Source organism: Pectobacterium artocarpous (assembly GCF_046159765.1).
Classification (GTDB): domain Bacteria; phylum Pseudomonadota; class Gammaproteobacteria; order Enterobacterales; family Enterobacteriaceae; genus Pectobacterium.
In genome coordinates, this window is record NZ_JBJXVK010000026.1 from 20822 (window position 1) to 44492 (window position 23671).

The window sequence follows — 23671 nt, forward strand, 5'->3', positions numbered from 1 at the left end:
ATCGTGTAAAGATCGAGATACCGGAGCAACCACGGTGTGAGGCATCCCGGCTGGAACCTTATCACCGTGTTTCTCCTCAATTCATGCTTAAGTGACCAGCATTAGGCCATTGGTACAATAACGCGCTGAGTATGACAGCCAACGCATATGCAGCCTGAAGTATGACGGGTAGATCGTGCTTCCTGCGCAACCTGGAGAGAGTAATCTATCACTATGAATGCCAAACGTATCCGAGGCCTGCTGATACTTGCCGCCGTTATCGCTATTGCTGTACTGGTCTGGCGTCATTTTAGCCAGACGCCGCGTACCGCCTCTGGCACCAGTGAACAGCACACCGCCCGTACGCCACATTCGGGAAGCAACATCAGTGGCGGACGCCGCGCCGCGATGCGCACGCTGGCCCCCGTGCAAGCAGCGCTGACGCAATCCGCTTCTGTGCCCTACTATCTGTCCGGGTTAGGCACCGTAACGGCGGCCAATACCGTGACGCTGCGTAGCCGGGTGAACGGCCAATTGATGGCGCTACACTTTCAGGAAGGGCAACAGGTTAACGCTGGCGACCTGCTAGCGGAAATCGACCCCCGCCCGTTTCAGGTTGAATTGACGCAGGCACAGGGGCAATTGGCAAAAGATCGGGCCGTGCTGGCTAATGCGCAACAGGATTTGGCACGCTACCAGCAACTGGTGAAAACCAACCTGATCTCCCGTCAGGAGCTGGATGCCCAGAGCGCCGCCGTTCGTCAGGCGGAAGGCACGCTAAAAGCTGATGAAGGTGCCGTCGCCAGCGCACAGCTCCAGTTGGATTACAGCAAGATCACCGCGCCGATCAGTGGTCGGATCGGCTTAAAGCAGGTCGATGTGGGGAATTACATCACCAGCGGCGACACCAATGGCATTGTCGTGATTACGCAGACCTACCCGATTGATGTCGTCTTTACCGTACCGGAAGCGGAAATCTCCACGATTCTGAGCGCGCAGAAATCAGGCCAGGCACCCGTGGTGGAAGCCTGGGATCGCGTCAATCAAAAGAAACTCTCACAGGGCACCCTGCTGAGCATGGACAACCAGATCGACACCACTACAGGCACGATCAAGCTCAAGGCGCGTTTTGACAATCTGAACGATGCCCTGTTCCCGAACCAGTTCGTGAATATCCGCATGAAGGTTGATACGCTGCAAAACGCCGTCGTCGCCCCTTCCGCTGCCGTACAAATGGGGAATGAAGGCCGCTTTGTCTGGATACTGAATGATAAAAATGAAGTCAGTAAGCGTCAGGTGACCACCAGCATTCAGTACGGTCAGTTAGTGGTCGTGACCGCCGGACTGGATGCCGATGTGAAGGTCGTGACTGACGGTATCGACCGCCTGACCGAAGGCGCGAAGGTGGAAGTCGTACCTTCAACGCTGACGGAGAAAACGCCTGTCATCACTGGGGAGAAATCCTGATGCAGGATACCGTTCCAGCCAGCGGCGGTGGGCCGTCGCGCCTGTTCATTCTACGTCCAGTCGCGACGACGCTGCTGATGATCTCCATTCTGCTAGCCGGGATTATCGGCTATCGGGCGCTGCCGGTTTCCGCGCTGCCCGAGGTTGATTACCCCACGATTCAGGTGATTACCCTGTATCCCGGCGCCAGTCCCGATGTGGTGACGTCCGCGATTACTGCGCCGCTGGAGCGGCAGCTCGGCCAGATGTCCGGGCTAAAACAGATGTCGACGCAGAGCGCAAGTGGCGCATCCGTCATCACGCTTCAGTTCCAGCTTGAGCTATCGCTGGACGTCGCCGAACAAGATGTGCAGGCCGCCATCAATGCGGCCAGCAACCTGTTGCCTAACGATCTGCCCTATCCACCAACCTACAGCAAAGTGAATCCGGCGGATCCGCCGATTATGACGCTGGCTGTCACCTCCAGCGCTATGTCGATGACGCAGGTGCAAGACATGGTGGACACCCGCATCGCCCAGAAAATCTCGCAGGTGGCGGGCGTCGGCCTGGTGTCGTTAGCCGGCGGCCAGCGTCCCGCCGTGCGGGTCAGGCTGAATGCCCCCGCGCTGGCGGCATATGGTTTGACCAGTGAAACGATCCGCACCGCGATTACCGCCGCCAACGTGAATTCCGCTAAGGGGAGTCTGGATGGCCCGACGCGCTCGGTCACACTCTCCGCCAACGATCAGATGAAATCCGTTGATGATTACCGCAAACTGATTGTCGCGTGGAAGAATGGCGCGCCAGTACGGCTTCAGGATGTCGCCACCATCGAGCAAGCCGCCGAGAATATTCATCTCGGAGCCTGGGCGAATCGGCAGCAGGCGATCATTATCAACGTTCAGCGCCAGCCGGGTGCCAACGTCATCACAACGACGGATAGCATTACCAAGATGCTGCCCGCGTTAAAAGCTAGCCTGCCGAATTCTGTCGAGGTCACCACGCTGACCGACCGCACAACCAGCATTCGCGCCTCGGTGAAAGACGTCCAGTTCGAGCTGTTGCTGGCTATCGCGCTGGTCGTGATGGTGATTTACCTGTTCTTGCGTAACGCCGTCGCCACGCTAATCCCGAGCATCGCCGTGCCGCTATCGCTGATCGGCACCTTTGCCGCGATGTACTTCCTCGGTTTTTCCATCAATAACCTAACGCTAATGGCGCTGACCATTGCCACCGGTTTTGTGGTGGACGATGCCATCGTGGTGATCGAAAACATCGCCCGCTATATCGAAAAAGGGGAAAAACCGCTTAACGCCGCGCTGAAAGGCGCAGGGGAAATTGGCTTCACCATCATTTCCCTCACTTTCTCTCTCATCGCCGTTCTGATCCCACTGCTGTTTATGGGCGATATCGTCGGACGCCTGTTCCGCGAGTTTGCCATCACGCTAGCGGTATCCATTCTGATTTCCGCCGTCGTATCGCTCACGCTTACCCCGATGATGTGCGCCCGGATGCTGAGTCCTCAGTCGTTGCAGAAACAGAACCGTTTTACCCGTGCCAGCGAGCGTTTCTTCACTCGCCTGATTGATGCCTACCGTGTCTGGCTGCGCAAGGTGCTGAATCACCCGTGGCTGACACTCAGCGTTGCACTCGGTACGCTGCTACTGACGATTCTGCTCTATATCTGGATCCCGAAAGGCTTCTTCCCAGTGCAGGATAACGGCATCATTCAGGGCACGGTACAGGCATCGCAGACGGTGTCATTCAGCAATATGGCCGACCGCCAGCAGCGCGTCGCCTCTATTATGATGAAAGATCCGGCGGTGGAGAGCGTCTCCTCATTCATCGGCGTTGACGGCACCAACGCTGCGCTGAACAGTGGCCGACTGCAAATCAACCTGAAACCGCTCAGTGAGCGTAGCGAACGTATTCCCGAGATCATCAGTCGGCTACAGCAGCAAACGGCCCAGATCCCTGGTATTCAGCTCTATCTGCAACCGGTGCAGGATCTCACCATCGACACCCAGATTAGCCGTACCCAATATCAGTTTACATTGCAGGCGATGTCACTGGATGGGCTGAGCCAGTGGGTGCCGAAGCTGATGACCGAGTTGAAAAAGTTGCCACAGCTTGAGGATGTCAGCAGCGACTGGCAAGACGGCGCGGCGGTCGCCTACGTCAACGTGAATCGCGACAGCGCCAGTCGTCTGGGCATCACGATGTCGCAGGTCGATAGCGCGCTGTACAACGCCTTTGGTCAGCGGTTAGTTTCCACTATTTATACGCAGGCCAACCAGTATCGCGTCGTACTGGAGCACGATACGACCAACAACACCGGTCTGGACGCGCTGAACGATGTGCGGATTATCAGCAGCGACGGCGGAACGATCCCGCTCAGCAGTATTGCCACCGTTGAAGAACGTCTGGGACCGCTGGCGATCAACCATATTGATCAGTTCCCATCGACGACGATCTCCTTCAACGTCTCCCACGGCTATGCGCTGGGTGAAGCGGTGGATGCCATCACCCATGCCGAACAGCAGATGAACCTGCCTGCGGATATCACGACCCGTTTTCAGGGCAGTACGCTGGCGTTCCAGTCAGCGCTAAGCAGCACCGTGTGGCTTATCGTCGCAGCGATTGTCGCCATGTACATTGTGCTCGGCGTGCTGTACGAGAGCTTTATTCACCCCATCACCATCTTGTCTACGCTACCAACAGCAGGCGTCGGCGCGCTGCTGGCGCTGATGATGGCGGGGAATGAGCTGGATGTGATCGCCATTATCGGGATCATTTTGCTCATCGGGATCGTGAAGAAGAACGCCATCATGATGATCGACTTCGCGCTGGCGGCGGAGCGAGAACAAGGGATGACACCGTATGACGCCATTTATCAGGCCTGTCTGCTGCGTTTCCGGCCGATTTTGATGACCACCATGGCAGCGCTGCTGAGTGCGCTGCCGCTGATGCTGAGCACCGGCGTTGGCGCGGAACTGCGCCAGCCGCTGGGGATCTGCATGGTCGGCGGCCTGATCATGAGCCAGCTCCTGACGCTGTTTACCACACCGGTGATTTACCTGCTGTTTGACCGTCTGGCGACGCGTTTCCGCCTTGCGCCGCGTCAGGAGGAAGAAACCGAGTGAAGTTCTTCGCCCTGTTCATTCACCGCCCTGTCGCCACTCTGCTGCTGACGCTGGCCATCGCGCTGTGTGGCATATTGGGTTTCCGCCTGTTGCCGGTGTCGCCGCTGCCGCAGGTGGATTTCCCGGTGATCTCCGTCAGCGCTTCTCTGCCCGGTGCTTCGCCGGAAACCATGGCTTCCGCCGTCGCCACACCGCTGGAACGGGCACTTGGCCGGATCGCAGGCGTCAGCGAAATGACCTCCACCAGTTCGCTCGGCAGTACGCGCGTCATTCTGGTGTTTAACCTCGACAGGGATATCAACGGCGCGGCGCGAGATGTACAGGCCGCCATCAATGCGGCGCAAAACCTGCTGCCGTCCGGTATGTCCAGTCGCCCGACCTACCGCAAAGTCAACCCGTCCGATGCGCCAGTCATGATCCTGACGCTGACCTCGGACACCTACAGTCAGGGGCAGCTATACGACTTTGCCTCGACCCAGCTATCACAGAAAATTTCACAGATGGAAGGCGTCGGCGATGTCTCCATCGGCGGGAGTTCGCTCCCCGCCGTGCGGGTCGCGCTGAATCCGGTCGCGCTGTTTAATCAGGGCATTTCCCTTGATGAGGTACGACAGGCCATCACGCAGGCAAACGTGCGCCAGCCCTTGGGCAATGTGGAAAACAGCCAGAAAAGCTGGCAGATACAAACCAACGATGCGCTCAAAACCGCCGCTGCCTACGCGCCGCTGATTATCCACTATAATAACGGTGCCGCTGTTCGCCTGAGCGACGTCGCCACGGTGGAAGATTCGGTACAAAACTCACGCAACGCAGGAATGGCGAATTCGAAGCCTGCAATTCTGGTGATGATTCGCCGCGCGCCGGATGCCAACATTATTACCACGGTAGACAATATCCGCGCCGCCATGCCGGAGCTTCGCGCCAGCCTGCCTGCCGAAATACAGTTGGATGTCGCACAGGATCGTTCCCCTACCATTCGCGCATCACTGGCGGAAGTGGAGCAATCGCTGGTTATCGCCGTCGCGCTGGTGATTCTGGTCGTCTTCCTGTTTCTGCGTTCCGGCCGGGCAACCGCCATTCCTGCACTGGCCGTCCCGGTGTCGTTGATCGGCACCTTTTCCGCCATGTACCTGTGCGGCTTTAGCCTGAACAACCTGTCGCTGATGGCGCTGACCATTGCCACCGGTTTCGTGGTGGATGACGCCATCGTGGTGCTGGAGAATATTTCCCGCCACATTGAAGCGGGCATGAAGCCCCTACAGGCGTCTCTTCAGGGCGTGCGCGAAGTGGGGTTCACCGTCTTATCCATGAGTCTGTCGCTGGTGGCGGTATTCATTCCGCTCCTGCTGATGGACGGCTTGCCGGGGCGACTATTCCGCGAATTCGCCGTCACGCTGTCGGTGGCGATCATGATTTCACTGCTGATCTCACTCACCCTCACACCAATGTTGTGCGCACGACTGTTACGTGCCGTTCCCAAGCGTAGCCAGCCGCGCACCCGTGGTTTTAACCGCGTATTGCTCGCCATGCAGCAAGGCTACGGGCGTTCATTGAAGTGGGTGCTCAACCATGCACGTTGGGTGTTGCTGCTTCTGCTGGGCACCATCGCACTCAACGTCTGGCTGTACATCAGTATTCCGAAGACCTTTTTCCCAGAGCAGGATACGGGTCGGCTGATGGGCTTTATTCAAGCTGACCAGAGCATCTCTTTTCAGGCCATGACGCTGAAACTCCAGAACTTCATGACCATTGTCAGTAATGACCCGGCGGTGGATAACGTTAACGGTTTTACCGGCGGCTCGCGCACCAACAGCGGTTCAATGTTTATTTCGCTTAAGCCGCTGTCCGAGCGCGATGTTTCCGCACAGCAGGTGATCAGTCGCCTGCGCGTCAAGCTGGCAAAAGAGCCCGGCGCTAACCTGTTTTTAATGCCGGTGCAGGATATCCGCATCGGCGGGCGGGAAGCGAATGCCGGATATCAGTACACGCTGCTGTCTGACGATTTGAGCGAGCTACGCACCTGGGAACCCAAGATTCGTGCAGCTTTCAGCAAACTGCCTGAACTGGCCGATGTGAATTCCGATCAGCAGGATAAAGGGGCGGAAATGGCGCTAACCTACGATCGCGATGCGATGGCGCAGCTCGGCATCAGCGTCTCTGCTGTCAACGCGCTGCTCAATAACGCCTTCGGACAGCGTCAGATTTCAACCATTTACCAGCCGCTGAATCAATATAAGGTGGTGATGGAAGTGGATGATGCTTACACGCAGGACGTCAGTTCACTGAACAAGATGTTCGTGATCAACAACGAAGGTAAACCCATCCCGCTTTCTTATTTCGCCAGTTGGAAACCGATCAACGCGCCGCTCTCAGTGAACCATCAGGGGTTGTCTGCCGCCTCGACCCTCTCTTTCAACCTGCCGGAAGGCACCGATCTGTCCAGCGCCACGGCGGCGATAGAAAGAACCATGACGTCGCTGGGCGTGCCGTCAGCGGTACGCGGTCAGTTCTCCGGTACGGCGCAGGCGTTCCAACAATCGCAGTCTTCGCAACTGTTGCTGATTCTGGCGGCGATTATCACCGTATATATCGTGCTGGGCATGCTGTATGAGAGCTATGTGCACCCATTGACGATTCTCTCTACCCTGCCCTCGGCGGGCGTGGGGGCGCTGCTGGCACTGGAGTGGTTCGGCGCGCCGTTTAGTCTGGTGGCGCTGATTGGTATCATGCTGCTGATTGGGATCGTGAAGAAGAATGCGATCATGATGGTGGATTTCGCGCTGGTAGCACAACGCAACGGTAAGCTGAACGCACAGGACGCTATTTTTCAGGCCTGCCTGCTGCGTTTCCGCCCAATTATGATGACCACGCTGGCCGCGCTGTTTGGCGCACTGCCGCTAGTGCTGACCAGCGGCGACGGTGCGGAACTGCGACAGCCGCTCGGCATCACGATTGTCGGCGGGCTGGTGATGAGCCAAATCCTCACGCTGTACACCACTCCGGTGGTGTACCTGTTTTTCGACAAACTGAGGAACATTCGGCGCAACGCGCCGGAGACGGATTTGTCACTGTCGTGATAACAATCAATATGCTATTTCAGAGGGAGGTTTCGTGCGCTTAACGTTCGCTGTTTTTCTGGTAGCGCCCCGAACGCACTCGACCAAGGGCGGCTCGATTGCCGTATTCAGTGATTATTCACTTACCGCCCTATCAGAAGACGTCTGAAACATGATGAATTCGGCTTCCGTCCGCTGGCAGAATTCGGATTGTTGCCTTTGGCTTTTTTATGCAGACGCTAGATACCACCATCGTGAATACCGTGCTGTCGTGTAAATCGTGAGGTCATCATGAAATTCGGAATCACCGCCAAACTGTTTCTCGCGATTTTCGCTACCTGTATGCTGGTGCTGATTACCATGCATTGGGGAGTGCGCGTCAGCTTCGAACGCGGCTTTATCGACTACATTAAGCGCGGCAACGAACAGCGGGTCATGCAACTGCGCGATGCGTTGGCGGAACAATATCAGCAGCACGGCGACTGGTCATTCCTGCGCAACAATGGCCGGTTGGTGTTCAAAATGCTGCACTCGCTGGATCAGAACAACGACACCGACAACAGTATGCAGGGGCTACGCGTGCGCCTGTGGGTGCTCGATTCCGGCAAACGCAAGCTATTCGGTTCTCCGGCGCCGATACCAAACGAAGGCACCTGGCAGCCGATTCAGGTACAAAATCAAACGGTCGGCTGGATTGTCGCCTCGCCCGTTGAACGCCTGACCCGCAACGCCGATATCAATTTCGATCAGCAGCAGCAGCGCACCAGTTGGCTGATTGTCGCGCTCTCGACGCTGCTCGCGGTTATCGCCACCTGGCTGACAGCACGTGGCCTACTCGTCCCCGTCAAGCGGCTGGTCAACGGCATGCACAGTTTGGCGTCGGGGGATTTCAGTGCCCGCGTGACGGCAAGCTCGCACGATGAACTGGGCAGGCTGGCGCAGGATTTCAACCAGCTTGCCAGCACGCTGGAAAAAAACGAACAGTCTCGTCGCGCGTTTATGGCCGATGTCTCCCACGAGTTACGCACGCCGTTGGCGGTACTGCGCGGCGAGTTAGAAGCCTTGCAGGATGGCATACGCAAGCCCGACACGCATTCGCTGCATTCGCTCCAGTCTGAGGTGACGACGCTCACTAAACTGGTGGATGACCTGCATCAACTCACCCTGTCCGACCTCGGGGCGCTGGCCTATCGCAAAACGGCAGTGGATGTGGTGCAAATTCTGCTTATTGCTATCGCCGCATTTCATGAACGCTTCCAGAAGAAACAGATTACGCTTACCACCACTCTACCGGCTCAGGCTGGCGTCTTTGGTGATCCAGATAGGTTAAGCCAGTTATTTACCAATCTGCTGGAAAATAGCCTGCGCTATACCGATGAGCAAGGACAGTTGACCATTACCCTCGTGCAACAGCATAAACGCTGGGCCATTATCTGGCAGGACAGCGCCCCCGGCGTGACCGACGAGCAGCTCACGCTGATTTTCGAACGCTTTTACCGTGCGGAAAGTTCGCGCAACCGCGCCAACGGCGGCTCCGGGCTTGGGCTGGCTATCTGCAATAATATCGTTGAGGCGCATAGTGGACGACTGTATGCTGAACATTCGCCGCTAGGAGGAGTGATGATTACCCTTGAGCTTCCCTCGCACGTACCGGATTAAGCGCTATCCTGATCGCTATTCCTGAAACCGAAAATAAGCAGAGCTATGACAACCGCACCCGATTTCGCTATGGCATCGCCTATTCTGATTGTCGAAGATGAGCCCAAGCTAGGGCAACTGCTGGTGGATTACCTTCAGGCGGCGGACTACGCCACGCACTGGCTGTCCGACGGTAACGATGTCGTCGAATGGGTGCGGCTGCATTCCCCTGCTCTTATTTTGCTGGACCTGATGCTGCCAGGCTGCGACGGCCTGACGCTCTGCCGCACGATCCGCCAGTTTTCCAACGTGCCGATTATTATGGTCACCGCCCGTAGCGAGGAGATTGATCGCCTGCTGGGGCTGGAAATTGGTGCCGACGACTATATTTGTAAACCTTTCAGCCCACGCGAAGTCGTCGTGCGCGTCAGAACGCTGCTGCGTCGCTGCGGCTGGCAGAACGACGGCGTGAAAGCTGTCGAGAAAACCGAAACGGCCTTACTGATTGATAAAAGTGGTTTTCAGGCCAGCTATCTGGGGCAGAACCTTGATCTGACGCCAGCTGAGTTTCGTCTGCTCAAGACGCTTTCTACCGAGCCAGGGAAGGTCTTTTCCCGCGAGGCGCTGCTGGATAAGCTCTATGACGATTATCGTGTCGTGACCGACCGCACCATCGACAGTCACATCAAAAACCTGCGCCGCAAGCTGGAACATCTGGACGAAGAGACCTCATTTATCCGCACGGTATACGGCATCGGCTACCGCTGGGAAGCCTCGCCTTGCAATGAGGTATAACGCCAACCGCCTTATGATGTTATGGAGGCCATGTTGAACGGACCCGATCCGGATAACCGCTACCCCATGGCCGGTTTCACCCAAGTGTGTTTTATCAAGAATATTGTCACCAACCCAAATATCCGACTACACCTGTTATGACGACCCCGATGGTGCGGAAATTTTGAGCAAAAGGTGCTCTACCATTATCCGTTTATCGGCGATAAATTAATTATTGGTAAGTTTTTCGCCATCGCGCGCGGGGCAAAATTTATCATGAACGGCACGAATCATCGGCTCTCTGCTCTGCGGGATTTTGCCTTTGAAACGGTGAGAAGCCGATTGGAAGCCGAAATCGATCCCCGCAATGCAATGTGGCTTCAGCCCGATCGCTTGAGCGGCTGGGGTTCACACAAGAAGGGCAGTTAAAGCAGCGATCGCGGACGGCGAAGTGTCCAACTCCGTGCTATACGGTCTGCTGGCGGCTAAACGCTAGCAACGCCATTTCCATACTGGTCAAAAATATTGTCTGACTTAATGAAAATTTTGTCATTTTCTATTTTCCCACGGCTGTTACCCTTTTAAGCCTGCAATAATAACGGGTATCACCTCGCACACCGTGCGGGAATGGGTCACCAGCAACAGAACGGATAAGGGAAAAAACATATGTCAGGCTTAGTTAATGGCAAATGGGTTAACGGCGATGTCGCGGCGGAAGAGATTAAAAATGGGGCATTCCACCGCGAAGAAACCAAATTTCGGCAAACCGAGCTGGTGCCAGAAGCGGGTCGTTACCAGCTTTTTGTCTCCTATCTCTGCCCGTGGGCATCACGCACGCTGATTTTCCGCAAGCTGAAAGGGCTGGAGAACATCATCTCTCTTTCGGTTGCCAACCCGCGCATCGCCGATAACGGCTGGGAATTCGCCACGCCACAGGATGCGGGTGAGCATGTGGGCGAGATTCGCTACCTGCACCAGTTGTACACCGCCAGCGTGCCAGACTACACTGGAAAGGTGTCAGTACCGGTGCTGTGGGATCGGGTGGAAGGGCGCATCGTGAATAACGAATCGGCAGATATCATCCGTATGCTGAACAGCGAATTTAACGACCTGACCGACAACCACCTCGATTTCTACCCGTCAGAGCTGCGTGCTGAGATCGACCACTGGAACGAAACCGTGTACCACAACGTCAATAACGGTGTGTATAAAACCGGATTCGCCAAAACGCAGGAACACTACAACAGCGCCGTCACGACGCTCTTCACCACGCTGGATGAGTTGGACAATCATCTGGGTAGCCATCGCTATATGCTCGGTGACACGCTGACTGAGGCCGACTGGCGGCTGTTTGTGACGCTGGTACGTTTTGACGTGGCCTACCACGGCGCGTTCAAGTGCAATCTGAAGCGCATTGCCGACTACCCAAACCTGTCGAACTACCTGCGTGACCTGTACCAGTGGCCGGGCGTCGCGGAGACGGTCAATATCGACCATATCAAAGCAGGCTATTACGGTATTGCCTGGCTGAACCCGACACAGATTGTGCCCGTTGGCCCACAGGTCGATTTATACCAGTTCCACAACCGCGAAACGTTAGGAAAATCGCGTATCGCTATGCGTTAACGCAGCGTCATCTGGCCTGCTCGATTAATGGCAGGCCATTATTGATTTACGTCAAACAATAGGCCCACTTTTCGTGTGTCGTCTACTGCAATTTCCCCCTATTAGCGCTAGAATCCTCCGCCTTTACTGCTCCCACCGTGGAGCAGCCTGACTTGTGATCAGAATCGAGAGATACCATGTTTAAACCGGAACTGCTTTCTCCGGCCGGTACGCTGAAAAATATGCGCTACGCCTTTGCCTATGGCGCGGACGCGATTTATGCCGGTCAACCCCGCTACAGCCTGCGCGTGCGCAATAACGAATTCAACCATCAGACGCTGGCGCAAGCCATTAACGAAGCGCATGAGCTGGGCAAGAAATTCTACGTCGTCGTTAACATCGCACCACACAATGCCAAACTGAAAACCTTCCTGCGCGATCTGCAACCCGTGATCGAAATGGGGCCGGATGCGCTGATCATGTCCGATCCGGGTTTGATTATGCTGGTGCGGGAAAACTTCCCACAGATAGATATTCACCTTTCCGTTCAAGCCAACGCGGTCAACTGGGCGACGGTGAAATTCTGGCAGCAAATGGGGCTGACGCGTGTGATTCTGTCCCGCGAACTGTCGCTGGAAGAGATTGCAGAAATCCGCCAGAACGTCCCAGATATGGAACTGGAGATCTTCGTTCACGGCGCACTGTGCATGGCCTACTCTGGCCGCTGCCTGCTGTCCGGCTACATCAACAAGCGCGATCCGAATCAGGGCACCTGCACCAACGCCTGCCGCTGGGAATATAAGGTTCAGGAAGGCAAAGAGGACGACATCGGGAATATCGTTCATCAGTACGAACCTATTGCGGTGAAAAACGTTGAGCCCGCGCTGGGCATCGGCGAACCCACTGACAAAGTCTTTATGCTGGAAGAAAGCCTGCGCCCTGGCGAATACATGAGTGCCTTTGAAGACGAGCACGGCACCTACATCATGAACTCCCGCGATCTGCGTGCGATTCAGCACGTTGAACGCCTGACGCAGATGCAGGTTCATTCGCTGAAAATAGAAGGCCGCACTAAGTCATTCTATTACTGTGCCCGTACCGCACAGGTTTATCGCCGCGCCATCGACGATGCGGTGGCGGGTAAACCGTTCGACCCGACGCTGCTGGAAACGCTGGAAGGTCTGGCGCACCGTGGCTACACCGAAGGCTTCCTGCGTCGCCACGTGCATGAAGATTACCAGAACTACGATTACGGCTATTCTGTTTCCGATCGTCAGCAGTTTGTCGGTGAATTCACCGGCGTGCGCCGCGATGGGCTGGCGGAAGTCGAAGTGAAGAATAAGTTTTCCTGCGGTGACAGCGTGGAGATGATGACGCCAAACGGCAATATTCAATTCACCATCGAATCGATGCAGAATGTCAAAGGGCAATCGGCCGATGTGGCGCCGGGTAACGGCCATATCGTTTACCTACCCGTGCCGGACGATATCTCGCTGGACTATGCGCTATTGCTGCGCAATCTACCGGGCACCACTACGCGTAATCCTAACGCCGAATAAGCCGATAATACCGCCGGATGCCCAATACATCCGGCAATAACTCTAACAAAGCAATCTTTCCTTGCAGTATGCTTTCCCCTTATCGACTTTTCCCAACTCGCGAATGCGCGCGTAACTCATCCGAAGGTATCGTTACAAAGCCCGGGGTTTTTTACGAATATTAGAAACAGATCACATCAATTCTCCGGTCTTGTGGTTAATATTGCGTCGCTGAGAAAACATAGAACGAAAAATAAGCGTAGTGATACTACTAGGAACCACCTCCTTGGCCAGCTCAATCTCCCTTGAGCTGGCTTTTCTTTTTCTCCCGCCCGCTGATTTTCTCCACGCACACATTCCCTAAATAATTCGAGTTTCAGGAAGGCGGCAAGAGAAGGAATCCCGATGAGCTTACTTGAGTAAGTGATTCGGGTGACTGAACGCAGCCAACGCACATGCAACTTGAAGTATGACGGGTATATTCACCGACTCTTCTGATTTCTACCTACCGATTTAGTGACTATTATTAATCCCACTATCCTGCTGAGGAGAAATAGGCCATGGAAAAAAATCCGGTGACGCTGCTGATTCTGAATGGGAAAAGCGCGGGTAATGAAGAACTTCGCGAGGCCATTGGGGCGTTACGTAAGGACGGCTATACACTGCATGTCCGCGTCACCTGGGAATACGGCGATGCTAAACGCTATGTTGAAGAGGCGATCCAGCTCAATGCAGATAATGTGATCGCCGCTGGTGGCGACGGCACCGTCAATGAAGTTGCCGCCGCATTAGCGGTACAGCCGGAAGCGGTTCGCCCATGTCTGGGTATTGTGCCGCTGGGTACGGCCAATGATTTCGCCACCAGTTGTCAGATTCCGATGGAAATGCACAACGCGCTGACGCTGGCGATCAAGGGTCGCGCCACCGCCATTGATATCGCCAACGTGAACGACAGCCACTACTTCATCAATATGGCAACAGGCGGATTTGCCACACGCATTACCACCGAGACACCGGCCAAGATGAAGGCTGCGCTGGGGAGCGCTTCATATGTGCTGCACGCGCTCTTTCGCATGGACATGCTGCAAGCCGAGCGCTGTGAGATTCGCGGGCCGGATTTTCACTGGTCGGGTGATACGCTGGTTATTGCAGTAGGGAATGGTCGTCAGGCTGGCGGCGGGCAACAGCTTTGCCCTGAAGCGCTAATCAACGATGGGATGCTGGAACTGAGCGTGCTATCAGCAACGGAACTGTTGCCCAATATGCTTCAGGCCTGGTTTACCGGCAGCGAAAACCAGAACATGATTTCCGCTACGCTGCCCTGGTTGGAGATCACCGCCCCGGACAATATGACGTTTAATCTGGACGGTGAACCGCTCACCGCCAAACGTTTTCATATCGAAGTACTTCCTGCGGCGATTCACTGTCGACTGCCCCCCCAGTGCTCGCTGCTGGAATAACGGCGCGTTTTGCTTATTCCTGTTTCTACTACTCCCGCTTCAGGCGATTACTGTTTGCCAGATACAGCGTCACTACCAGCAGCAGGATCGCCGCGGAATACACTAGCGTATCCGACGGGCTTTTGTGATCGACAATGATCAGACGGATGATGGCCGTAATGCCGATATAGATAAAATAGCGCAGCGGGAAGTGATAACCGGACTGAAAATACTTCACGATCAGCGCAATGAACTCAAAATACAGGAAATAGATCACGATGCCTTCTATCAGTTGATAGGAGGAATCTTTCTCGTTGGAGATCAGCAGCACTTTCGCCAGATGAAACGTTTCCTTGATTAAAAAAATCACCAGAATAGTCGCCAGCACCAGCAGACCGATATTGAGTATCGTCTGAAGCACCTTGGCAGCCATCGCACTGCGAGCAGAACCTGCCATATGTTATCCCCACATCCTATTTCACATTAACACCAAGATTTCACTGCAAAATAACCGGATGACCCGCGTACTGTCTATGCTGAAACACATTTAATTTAGTTTGAAATTACTGGCAAAGATGTCACGCAAAGTACAAATCAATTTACTTATGGTTTTACCACCAGCGGTGGAAGTGATGCACGGGGCCGATTCCGTGCCCGACCTCCAGCGTGTCGGCCTGCTGTAATGCCTGCTGTAAATAGTCCTTCGCGACGTAGACCGTTTCGGCCCAGCTATCGTGGCGTGGTCGCAATGCGGCCAACGCGGCAGACAGCGTGCAACCGGTGCCGTGCGTATGCCGTGTATTCACGCGCAGGGAACTAAAGCGCTGCGGTTCAGCCTGTCGGCTGAACAGCCAGTCTGGGCTTTCCGCTTCGCTAAGGTGTCCGCCTTTCATCAGTACGGCCTGACAGCCCATTGCCAACAGCGCTTCCCCCTGTTCGCGCATTTCCCGCTCGTTGGTAGCCGGTGACGTATCCAGCAGGGCTGCGGCTTCCGGCAGGTTGGGCGTAATCAGGGATACCAGCGGCAACAGTTCACGACGGATAGACTTAACGGCTTCCGGTGCGAGTAGCGGATCGCCACTTTTCGCCAGCATTACGGTGTCCAGCACCACGAAAGGAACCGCGTAGTGACGCAGGCGATCGGCAACGGTGTCAACAATATCGGTCTGCGCCAGCATGCCAATCTTCGCGCTGTCAATGCGCACATCGCTCAGCACCGAATCCAACTGTGCCGCGACAAAATTCGGCTCAATCCGGTAGACGGACTGCACGCCGCGCGTATTTTGCGCCACCAGCGCGGTAATGACCGACGTGCCATAAGCCCCCAGCGCGGAAAAGGTTTTTAAATCTGCCTGAATACCTGCACCACCGCTCGGATCGGTCCCCGCAATCGTCAACGCATTGATGCGCTTCATACCAGATCCTCCGCACGCAGGGTATAGATCCTGTCGAGGAAGTTGAGTATAAAACTGCCTGTGCCTTGCGACACCGAAGCCGCCTGCTGCCCGGCAAACGCCATGACATAGCACGCCGCCACCACGTGGGATAAGCGATCTCCCTCCAGAGAACAAAAACCCGCGGCCACCGCCGACAGTGCACATCCTGTACCGACCACGCGCGTCATCATGCTATCGCCGCCGGTGACCGCCATATCGCGCTCACCATCCGTGACATAATCCAGCACGCCCGTTACCGCCACCATTGTCCCCACCTGATATGCGCTGTTTACCGCAAACCTCATCGCATCGGCACGCCTATGTTCCAGCGTCCCGACATTAATCAGCAGCGCATCTGCTATCAGACTGAACTGCGCAGCTTCTTCGGGATCGACCACCATTGCAGGCGACGCATTCAGCGCCAGCAGCACATTAGCGGTAAAAGATTGCACCACGTCGTTGGTCAGGCAGTGCACCAGCGGCGAAGCAGAACGGAATTGGGTCAGTGATGTTGCTGCCTGAGCGGCAGAAAAGTCGGCAGGTCGAGTGTTCATAGGTCTCCCAACCGGCGTGGAAGAAGGCGGCAACCGGTGGGGCATACCGTGACTTCCCTACGCTGGCATTATCCAGATCAAATAGAAAGCTAGTGTCTCAGAACATCTAACAAAGTTAAATAGCAGCAATAAAACAATGAGATAATAGTTCACTATGTCTCATAAGATTTCTATTCATCTCGGTGCATTTTAGGTACATACTAGGGACGTGAAAAAATCGGATAATGCCAATGCTCAAAACTAAAACTGACATCCAGCGTTTCACCATCCCCGATGGTAAGACAATGAAGAAAGAAATCGTCTTCAACAACGGATTAACAGGATTGTACTTTGCTGCCCGAAGAAATCCATCAGGCGTGATAACAAAAAGCTGGCGTTATATTGTAGGTAGCAATGATGTTACTTTAGGCACCTATCCAGCCTACAGTCTGGAAGATGCCAGAAAATGGCATTTGCAACAGGTACAAAAAACCAGACAAGGCTTTGCACCCAGCAAAACACTCACCGGAAAACCCACCACTATGGATGGTCTGGTTCAGGAGTGGCTGGAAGTAAAATGCGCTAAACCGTCAAAACCGGGAAGACGGGCGATCTGGAACAAACATGGTAAAGCCCTGCATAACGTAGACCCTGAGCAGCTTACTTACCACCATATCTATTCTCATATTTTGGCGATGGGGGTCAGCAACGCTTCTCATCGTATGTGTCAGATCATCAAAATGGTGATGTTATATGCCTTTCAGGTGCATGGCATACAGGGGCAACAACCGGGACAACCCGTGTATGTTCCGCAAAAATTGTCAGAGATCCATGACAGAAAAAAAGTTGCTGCTGTAATAGGTAAAATACGTGATAACCATCTACAGGCAGAACAATACCGCATACTCTGGCATTCCTTGGGTAACACCCCTTCTCATGCAGCGATGCGCTTTATTATGGTCTTTGGTACTCGCAAGTCGGAATCAGCAAAGCTGGTATGGCCTGAAATAGATTTAAAGGCTAAAACATGGACCTTACCCGCAGAACGCACCAAAACAAAACAGGAGCGTGTATACCCTCTTCCTGACTACCTGATCAGTCTGTTAGAAGAATGGTCTTGGACAAAGCATAACCTTAGCAAACAGATATGGACACATATCGGACATACCACGATGTCTCATTCCGCTGTCAGGCTACGAGAAACGGTAGGAAATGATTTTACGACTCACGATCTGAGACGCAGTACGGCATCAATGATGAGCAACGAGGCGGGAATTGATCCTATTATTGTAGACCTGATGTTAGGTCATAGCCTCAGTATGGTAATGTCAAAGATTCTGGCAACTTACCAACCAAAAGCCTTTCAGAAAAAGGTCGATAAGGCTTGGCCTGTTTGGTTTCAGTGGTTTGAGAAAAATATCATCAACAAGAAGCCAAAGGAATGGCAAGAGGGACTGCCTAAACTTGCGGATACAAGTAAATGAGTGAGAACACCATCAACAAGGCACTACGCAAAATGGGCTATGACACCAAAACCGATTTGTGTGGTCATGGCTTCCGAACGCTGGCGTGCAGTGCCTTAATTGAGTCGGGTATCTGGCCGGAAGATGTCGTTGAGCTTCAAATGAGCCATATGGAAAAGAACAACGTTCGCGCGGCCTATACCCATAAGGCCAAACACCTTGAACAGCGTCGCCTGATGCTTCAATGGTGGGCTGATTTTCTTGATGCTAACAGCAACGGGATGGTTAGGCCGTTTGAGTTTGCGCAGAAAGGATAATTTTTAGGCCACAGATGGCTTGTTTAATCCAATATATCTAAACAGACCATACCTTTTTACTGATTTGTTTAAACTTACTCACTGACAAAGCACCACGTACATTGCGTGATTTTGAACCGGGGGCCAGTAACGCGGCTTCCACCATAGGCCGATCAGCTTCCCACATCTCGGTGACAACGAAAAACTCATCCATCAAAACCAAAATAACTGAATCCCACTGGTGTTCTAATCGGATAGAACCAATTCTTTGCCCTGCTTTAAATTTATCAGGAAGGCAACGACCTTTAATTTGGATTTTTCGAGAATCAGAACCAATAGCATCGTAGCCGGGACTTCTCGCACCCATTAGTTCTAAATCTAATAATTTAGAAGCATAAAACTCAGCGACCTCCCCTGTTATACCAAGAGGTTTTCCTGTTAACTTTTTATACTTTGCAGCCAAATCTATTACTTTGGTTAATAGCGCTTCTATTTCTTCATTCACTAACTTTTCCTATGATATGAATAAGGAAGAATTTCGGGAGTAATAACTCATCATCCTTTCGGCTCAATCCTCAAAGGTTAGAGACTTGCCAGCCGTGAATTTTCTTGCATCGCGTTTAGCAATTGACTAGCACCATTCTTAGCCTTAAATTGCAGCCGTTCAGGTACGTACACAAGACCACCTTAACACAAGTTTTGCCCCTGAAAGGTACTTGCGATACCAGACAGGGGCTAACCACAACGTTATGGAGCTAACGCTATGGCTGTCTGTCAGTTTACCTATTCCCCGCCTGAAAATCTGCATCAGGGCACTGATTTTTTTGCTACATCTCAATATCCAGCAGCGGAGGCTTATCATGTTCGATAACACACCGCTAGAACTGGAAGAAATCATCGATCAATGTCGGGCATTAATTTACGCCGTTGTTGAGATTGAAAATCCCCAAGCCAAAGAGATCCTATCTTTTGTGTTGTGGGAAAGGCTCAACGTTCTATACCAGATTTTTCAGACAGAAAAAATATCGTCATAAACACCAAAAGGGCTACAAAGCCCTTTTCATCCTATCAATACTTTATTTCATTTTATTTTTAAAACAAAAGAGAATAAACACCATGTTATTATCAGAGAACCAAACCCCGTTAAAGCTCTTATGTTGAAGCTATTTACATCTGTTCCGAACATCCAAAGTATAGTTTCACTCAAAAACAGCATCACAATAAATAAAAAAAGAAACTCCATGCCTATATAAACATGATTATTATTTTTATTTTCCATTATTCTATCCCCTGCTAACTTTTAAAAAAATCACCCACACTTAACCTTGGTTACGTTAGTTATTGTATAAACGTAGGTAAAACAACTGCCATTATCTCCCCAACTTGCATCGTCCGTGGTTGTTAACATGAATGGTGTGACCCAACCATAATAATATGTACCATTCCCTCTACAACTTGGTCTATAACGAACATATCCATAATATGCAAATAGAGCTGTATTATTGGGACAATAATTTTGAGTTCTAGTTTCGGTGCTAACGTAGGGTATAGAAGCTGTATACTCAGAAACTCCAGCGCCTAGCTCCCATTTACCACTAACACATGATAATGTTTTTCCTTCAGCATTTTTACTTATTAATCCATTTGGAAAACAAACTTCTCCTGCCACAACCGTCGAGATTGGTTGGATATATTGACCAGAAACAGTTTTATCACTGGTAATATTTCCAGATGCAGTTATATTTCCATCTCGTTGTAATGAGATTTCTTTTCTGGTCATTCCTGCACCAGATGCTATATTAAATTCACCACGAACTTGAACGGTTCCATATGCAGTACCGTCTTCCTGTCCTTGGATATTTAAAGGTTTTCCGCCTCCTATAGCTAAATCAAAATCATTTCCTACTGCGTCTCCGCCTATACGGATAGTATCGCCATACCCATTATGGGCGGCTAACCAATTACCGGCTGTTATATTACCTTCGGCTGTTATTGCTCCTGTTGTTTTACCATCACTGTCTGCTTTTACCGTCAGATCCCCAGAGTTAACTTGTGATCCCCATACCGCTAATCGCGTATCATTCGAAGGACGTTTTGATGTATCATAACTCCATATAGTTAATGGTTTATTACTTGCCAGTCTTAACTCATAATCATTTCCAGCTCCATCGCCTCCAAGCATCAACCCTTCACCATAACCATTTTTTGTATATAACTGACTACCTGTTAAGGTTCCAGTCGCTTTTAGATTTCCACCAAAATTTCCTGAGCCTGACGCCGTGATATTCGCGGCGTTGTTAATATCATTACCGCCCATATCCAGATCGCCCGTCATTGGCAATGTCCCGTCACGACGCAGGTAAACAGAATACATGGAAGAATCATAGCCCACACGGTAAGCCAGTAATCCTTCTGCTGTGATATTGCTATAATCTGCTGTTTTTTCTGACCACTGCCCCTGATACCCTGACGCAACCGTTGCCGATCTTGTCATACCGCTGTCGATACCCGCCGCCCACATTGCACGGCCTAACAGGTCATAGCGGATTTTAGCTCCTTCTTTCCATGCTGTAGTGGTTGTGATTAAGCCATTGATAACATAATTAGGTGCGGAGCCATCGCGCTTTAAAATAATCTTGTAGGAAGATGTCTGAGCATTTTTACCCGTATAGCTAACAGGCAATAGCCCTTCATTAATCAACGTCTGGTAGGTGATTTCACAGATAGAACCAGAACAGGTTCTTGGCCCCGGATCGCTACTCTGGCTGCTGCTGGAAGACAAGGTTGAAAGTTTATCATAGCGGATACTGATATAACGGTTTACCGCTTCCCCCATCTGTTTCATTTGAGCGCCAACAGAATTAGCCATTACGGTTTCTTGTTCTGATTTCATATCCTGAAACTTCAGGAAAGCCATTGCAGTTCCAACGCCTAAAACCAAAATAATCTCCAGTAAGGAAAACCCTTTTTTATATTTATTCATTTTTCTCTTCCTTTTTTATTTCACGTACAATTTAATTAGCAAAAATAAAAAAGTGGTCAAGATATCTATAAGCGATTAATTGATAAAATAGTGTGAGACATTTTATTTTTGATAATAATATTTCCATTTCCACCAGACAAACTCTGAACATCATTTTTTTAACATTTAATTGAATCCAATGATGTTATAAAATATTTTTAACTGATAATCTCTTTCTTACCATTAGGATATTATCTGACGATTTTCCCTTCAGCAATATAATGAATAGCCACACCAGCCTGAAAAGCCTCTTTAATAGCTTTTTGGGATGTTTTTCGTGCCAAACGCGTTAAAATAGCCGTGTCTTCAAGGGGATTGTGAGTTGATTTTTTCTTCTTCATTATTTCCTCCTTAGTTCTATTGATATATAATTCTCCATTGCCAATTGTCAAATTTTGACATACCACCTAACCATGACTTATTTCTTTATCAGGATGACGCCCAATGAGTGAAGCCCTTAAAGTATTAAATAACATTCGTACTCTGCGTGCTCAGGCGCGTGAAATCGATCTGGAAACACTGGAAGAAATGCTGGAAAAGCTTACGGCTATTGTTGAAGACCGCCGTGAAGAAGAAGCAAGTGGTCAAAAAGAACGGGCTGAGCGTCAGGCCAAAATCGAAGCTTTACGCGCCCAGCTACTGGAAGATGGTATCGATCCGGCTGAACTACTTGGTTCTGTGTCTACCAGCAAATCTGCAAAAGCTAAACGTGAACCACGTCCTGCCAAATATAAATATATTGATGAAAATGGCGATGAAAAAACGTGGACTGGTCAGGGGCGGACACCTAAAGCTATCGCTGCTGCTATCGAAGCTGGGAAGAAACTGGAAGATTTCCAGATCTAATACATCTCATTTAAATGATCGAATTTAAAGCCGTCAATACCACATTGGCGGCTCTACTAATATTTTATATCTTCACGATAAGAAACATGAGAAAGATATGAGTAAATTAATCGAAATTATATTTTCAGATCATCCTAAATCAGGTGTTTTCTTTTTACTTATTATTGTATTAAATTTAATCCTATGGGGTTGGAACAAAAAACATCCGAACAGAAAGGGTGAAAATGATGCAATCAAAAAACCACTTGTGTTTTTGCTCATTATTTCTGGAGTGATTTACTTTACTCAGGTGGTTATTTCAGTAGTAGATTACTCAAAGAGTAAAAATCAAGTCATCGACGTTCAATACAACTCCATAAAATAATCAAACACCTCCCGCCGGGAGGTGTTATATATAAAAATAAATATTCCCCATAAAAACCAACAAAGCACTAAGACATGTGATAACTATAAAATATTTATCAAAGAAGCGATAGAACTTACTTTCTTTGAATAAAGATAGCATTTTGTTTTTACTATTTACCATTGCATTCTCCTTTCTTAAATTAATTTAACCTCCATTACCAACCCTATTTATATAGTATAATATCCTTCAATTGGTGGCAATCGGGTCAAAAATCATTTTATATATATCTTCAGGTGCTCCTGTATAAAATACATTATTAGCATATATCATTCTTACCCTCTTTTTATTTAATGATTTTTTTCAATATTCACTTAACAGTTCACCGACCTAAAAACAAATTTTAAGCCGGTTCACCATTTGGACGTGAAAAAGGAAAATTTACTGCTTGGATTTATTTAAAACATTTTCGATATAGGCCTGTCCTTGTGCTCTGTATGCCTCAATATCACTCTCATGAAGATTAGATATGTTAAGTAAAACACCAAAGACTAACTCTTTATCTACATAACCAATATCACATCCTAAGACTTTGGCAACCTCTGCACCGAAAATAATTTTCTGTCGGGTATTTTCTTTCTTAGTTTGTTGTTTCTTTTTGGCTTCCAAGAAGTATAAGCGTTCCTGCGCGGAAGCAATTTGTTGTTTGATAGTTTTTGTTGTCATTATTTTTCTCCTTTATGTTTTTATGGTTTTATTTGTCGTCAGCATCCCAATCCCAAAATGAATCTGAATTGTTGTTTTTAACTATCGGCTTTTTAGGTTTGTATGGAATATTTGCGTATTCGTATCCTGATGCTATTCTTTTCTTTATAGTCTTAATACGAAAACGAAAATAATCCTTTTCTTCTTTCTTTCTAACTTCTTCTCTCTTTTGGTTGATGATATCTGTTGCATCGGAATAAGCTTGTTCAATATTGGTGTAGATACCATCCTCAATTAATCGTCTTGCTACCCAATCAATGGCCTCATCATGATTTTTATGCATATCCTCTCCCTGTATTTGGTATAGGTTATCCTTTACCATATTTTGAATAATTATCAATACAACATT

General features: G+C 50.8%; 20 protein-coding genes and 2 pseudogenes. 14 read left to right on the forward strand and 8 right to left on the reverse strand.

Annotated features, from left to right (window positions below; genetic code table 11):
* The first annotated feature begins 213 nt into the window (after window positions 1-213).
* The 9 genes and pseudogenes from ACKQAD_RS16300 to yegS all read left to right on the forward strand — a co-directional run bounded on the left by ACKQAD_RS16300 (window position 214) and on the right by yegS (window position 14639).
* A complete protein-coding gene (locus ACKQAD_RS16300; RefSeq protein ID WP_409161114.1) occupies window positions 214-1446 on the forward strand; it encodes an MdtA/MuxA family multidrug efflux RND transporter periplasmic adaptor subunit in 1233 nt (410 codons plus the stop codon).
* Complete coding sequence (locus tag ACKQAD_RS16305) at window positions 1446-4568, forward strand: MdtB/MuxB family multidrug efflux RND transporter permease subunit (protein ID WP_409161115.1); 3123 nt, start codon at window positions 1446-1448, stop codon at window positions 4566-4568. Before ACKQAD_RS16300 ends, ACKQAD_RS16305 begins: the two co-directional genes overlap by 1 nt.
* Complete coding sequence (gene mdtC / locus ACKQAD_RS16310; protein ID WP_409161116.1) at window positions 4565-7645, forward strand: multidrug efflux RND transporter permease subunit MdtC; 3081 nt, start codon at window positions 4565-4567, stop codon at window positions 7643-7645. Before ACKQAD_RS16305 ends, mdtC begins: the two co-directional genes overlap by 4 nt.
* Before the next feature lie 270 nt (window positions 7646-7915).
* A complete protein-coding gene (baeS, locus tag ACKQAD_RS16315) occupies window positions 7916-9283 on the forward strand; it encodes an envelope stress sensor histidine kinase BaeS (protein WP_409161117.1) in 1368 nt (455 codons plus the stop codon).
* Between the two features lie 45 nt (window positions 9284-9328).
* Complete coding sequence (gene baeR, locus ACKQAD_RS16320) at window positions 9329-10057, forward strand: envelope stress response regulator BaeR (protein WP_409161118.1); 729 nt, start codon at window positions 9329-9331, stop codon at window positions 10055-10057.
* Between the two features lie 21 nt (window positions 10058-10078).
* A pseudogene (locus ACKQAD_RS16325) lies at window positions 10079-10360 on the forward strand (chloramphenicol acetyltransferase); the annotation flags it as partial.
* 342 nt (window positions 10361-10702) lie between these two features.
* Window positions 10703-11662, forward strand: a complete 960-nt coding sequence (locus ACKQAD_RS16330; RefSeq protein WP_409161119.1) for a glutathione S-transferase family protein — start codon at window positions 10703-10705, stop codon at window positions 11660-11662.
* A 176-nt stretch (window positions 11663-11838) separates the two neighbouring features.
* Window positions 11839-13200, forward strand: a complete 1362-nt coding sequence (gene trhP, locus ACKQAD_RS16335) for a prephenate-dependent tRNA uridine(34) hydroxylase TrhP (RefSeq protein ID WP_409161120.1) — start codon at window positions 11839-11841, stop codon at window positions 13198-13200.
* Window positions 13201-13739: 539 nt separating this feature from the next.
* Window positions 13740-14639: a lipid kinase YegS gene (gene yegS / locus ACKQAD_RS16340; RefSeq protein WP_409161121.1), complete on the forward strand. Its 900-nt coding sequence runs from the start codon at window positions 13740-13742 to the stop codon at window positions 14637-14639.
* A 28-nt stretch (window positions 14640-14667) separates the two neighbouring features.
* Here yegS and psiE read toward each other — a convergent pair whose 3' ends face one another.
* The 3 genes from psiE to ACKQAD_RS16355 form a co-directional block, all read right to left on the reverse strand.
* Window positions 14668-15075: a phosphate-starvation-inducible protein PsiE gene (psiE, locus tag ACKQAD_RS16345; protein ID WP_409161122.1), complete on the reverse strand. Its 408-nt coding sequence runs from the start codon at window positions 15073-15075 to the stop codon at window positions 14668-14670.
* Between the two features lie 154 nt (window positions 15076-15229).
* Window positions 15230-16033, reverse strand: a complete 804-nt coding sequence (gene thiD / locus ACKQAD_RS16350) for a bifunctional hydroxymethylpyrimidine kinase/phosphomethylpyrimidine kinase (RefSeq protein ID WP_409161123.1) — start codon at window positions 16031-16033, stop codon at window positions 15230-15232.
* On the reverse strand, window positions 16030-16608 hold the full coding sequence (locus ACKQAD_RS16355) for a hydroxyethylthiazole kinase (protein ID WP_409161124.1): 579 nt from the start codon (window positions 16606-16608) through the stop codon (window positions 16030-16032). The genes thiD and ACKQAD_RS16355 overlap by 4 nt, the downstream gene beginning before the upstream one ends.
* 725 nt (window positions 16609-17333) lie before the next feature.
* Here ACKQAD_RS16355 and ACKQAD_RS16360 point away from each other — a divergent pair.
* Both ACKQAD_RS16360 and ACKQAD_RS16365 read left to right on the forward strand, forming a co-directional pair.
* Window positions 17334-18071, forward strand: coding sequence for a tyrosine-type recombinase/integrase (locus ACKQAD_RS16360; protein ID WP_404931938.1), 738 nt, complete (start codon window positions 17334-17336; stop codon window positions 18069-18071).
* Window positions 18068-18367 (forward strand): annotated as a pseudogene (locus ACKQAD_RS16365) (tyrosine-type recombinase/integrase); the annotation flags it as partial. The gene ACKQAD_RS16360 and the pseudogene ACKQAD_RS16365, both read left to right, overlap by 4 nt.
* Before the next feature lie 37 nt (window positions 18368-18404).
* Here ACKQAD_RS16365 and ACKQAD_RS16370 read toward each other — a convergent pair.
* Entirely contained in the window at window positions 18405-18851 is a 447-nt protein-coding gene (locus tag ACKQAD_RS16370; protein ID WP_409161125.1) for a DUF6998 domain-containing protein, read from the reverse strand.
* A gap of 355 nt (window positions 18852-19206) precedes the next feature.
* Here ACKQAD_RS16370 and ACKQAD_RS16375 point away from each other — a divergent pair, with 355 nt between their 5' ends.
* On the forward strand, window positions 19207-19380 hold the full coding sequence (locus ACKQAD_RS16375; protein WP_409161126.1) for a hypothetical protein: 174 nt from the start codon (window positions 19207-19209) through the stop codon (window positions 19378-19380).
* Window positions 19381-19655: 275 nt separating this feature from the next.
* Here ACKQAD_RS16375 and ACKQAD_RS16380 read toward each other — a convergent pair whose 3' ends face one another.
* Together ACKQAD_RS16380 and ACKQAD_RS16385 are read right to left on the reverse strand one after the other, a co-directional pair.
* A complete protein-coding gene (locus ACKQAD_RS16380) occupies window positions 19656-21329 on the reverse strand; it encodes a hypothetical protein (protein ID WP_409161127.1) in 1674 nt (557 codons plus the stop codon).
* A 230-nt stretch (window positions 21330-21559) separates the two neighbouring features.
* Window positions 21560-21709, reverse strand: coding sequence for a hypothetical protein (locus tag ACKQAD_RS16385; protein ID WP_409161128.1), 150 nt, complete (start codon window positions 21707-21709; stop codon window positions 21560-21562).
* Window positions 21710-21812: 103 nt separating this feature from the next.
* Here ACKQAD_RS16385 and ACKQAD_RS16390 point away from each other — a divergent pair, with 103 nt between their 5' ends.
* Window positions 21813-22214 (forward strand): H-NS family histone-like protein, encoded by a 402-nt coding sequence (locus tag ACKQAD_RS16390; RefSeq protein ID WP_409161129.1) that lies wholly within the window; start codon window positions 21813-21815, stop codon window positions 22212-22214.
* A 97-nt stretch (window positions 22215-22311) separates the two neighbouring features.
* Window positions 22312-22578 (forward strand): hypothetical protein, encoded by a 267-nt coding sequence (locus ACKQAD_RS16395; protein ID WP_409161130.1) that lies wholly within the window; start codon window positions 22312-22314, stop codon window positions 22576-22578.
* A 420-nt stretch (window positions 22579-22998) separates the two neighbouring features.
* Here the strand turns inward: ACKQAD_RS16395 and ACKQAD_RS16400 are convergent, their stop codons facing one another.
* Together ACKQAD_RS16400 and ACKQAD_RS16405 are read right to left on the reverse strand one after the other, a co-directional pair.
* Window positions 22999-23283 carry a conjugal transfer protein TraD gene (locus ACKQAD_RS16400; protein ID WP_409161131.1) on the reverse strand — a complete coding sequence of 95 codons (285 nt, stop codon included), beginning with the start codon at window positions 23281-23283 and terminating at the stop codon, window positions 22999-23001.
* A 28-nt stretch (window positions 23284-23311) separates the two neighbouring features.
* The gene (locus ACKQAD_RS16405; protein WP_409161132.1) at window positions 23312-23605 is read right to left on the reverse strand and encodes a hypothetical protein; all 294 of its coding nucleotides are present in this window, start codon (window positions 23603-23605) and stop codon (window positions 23312-23314) included.
* Between the last annotated feature and the right edge of the window lie 66 nt (window positions 23606-23671).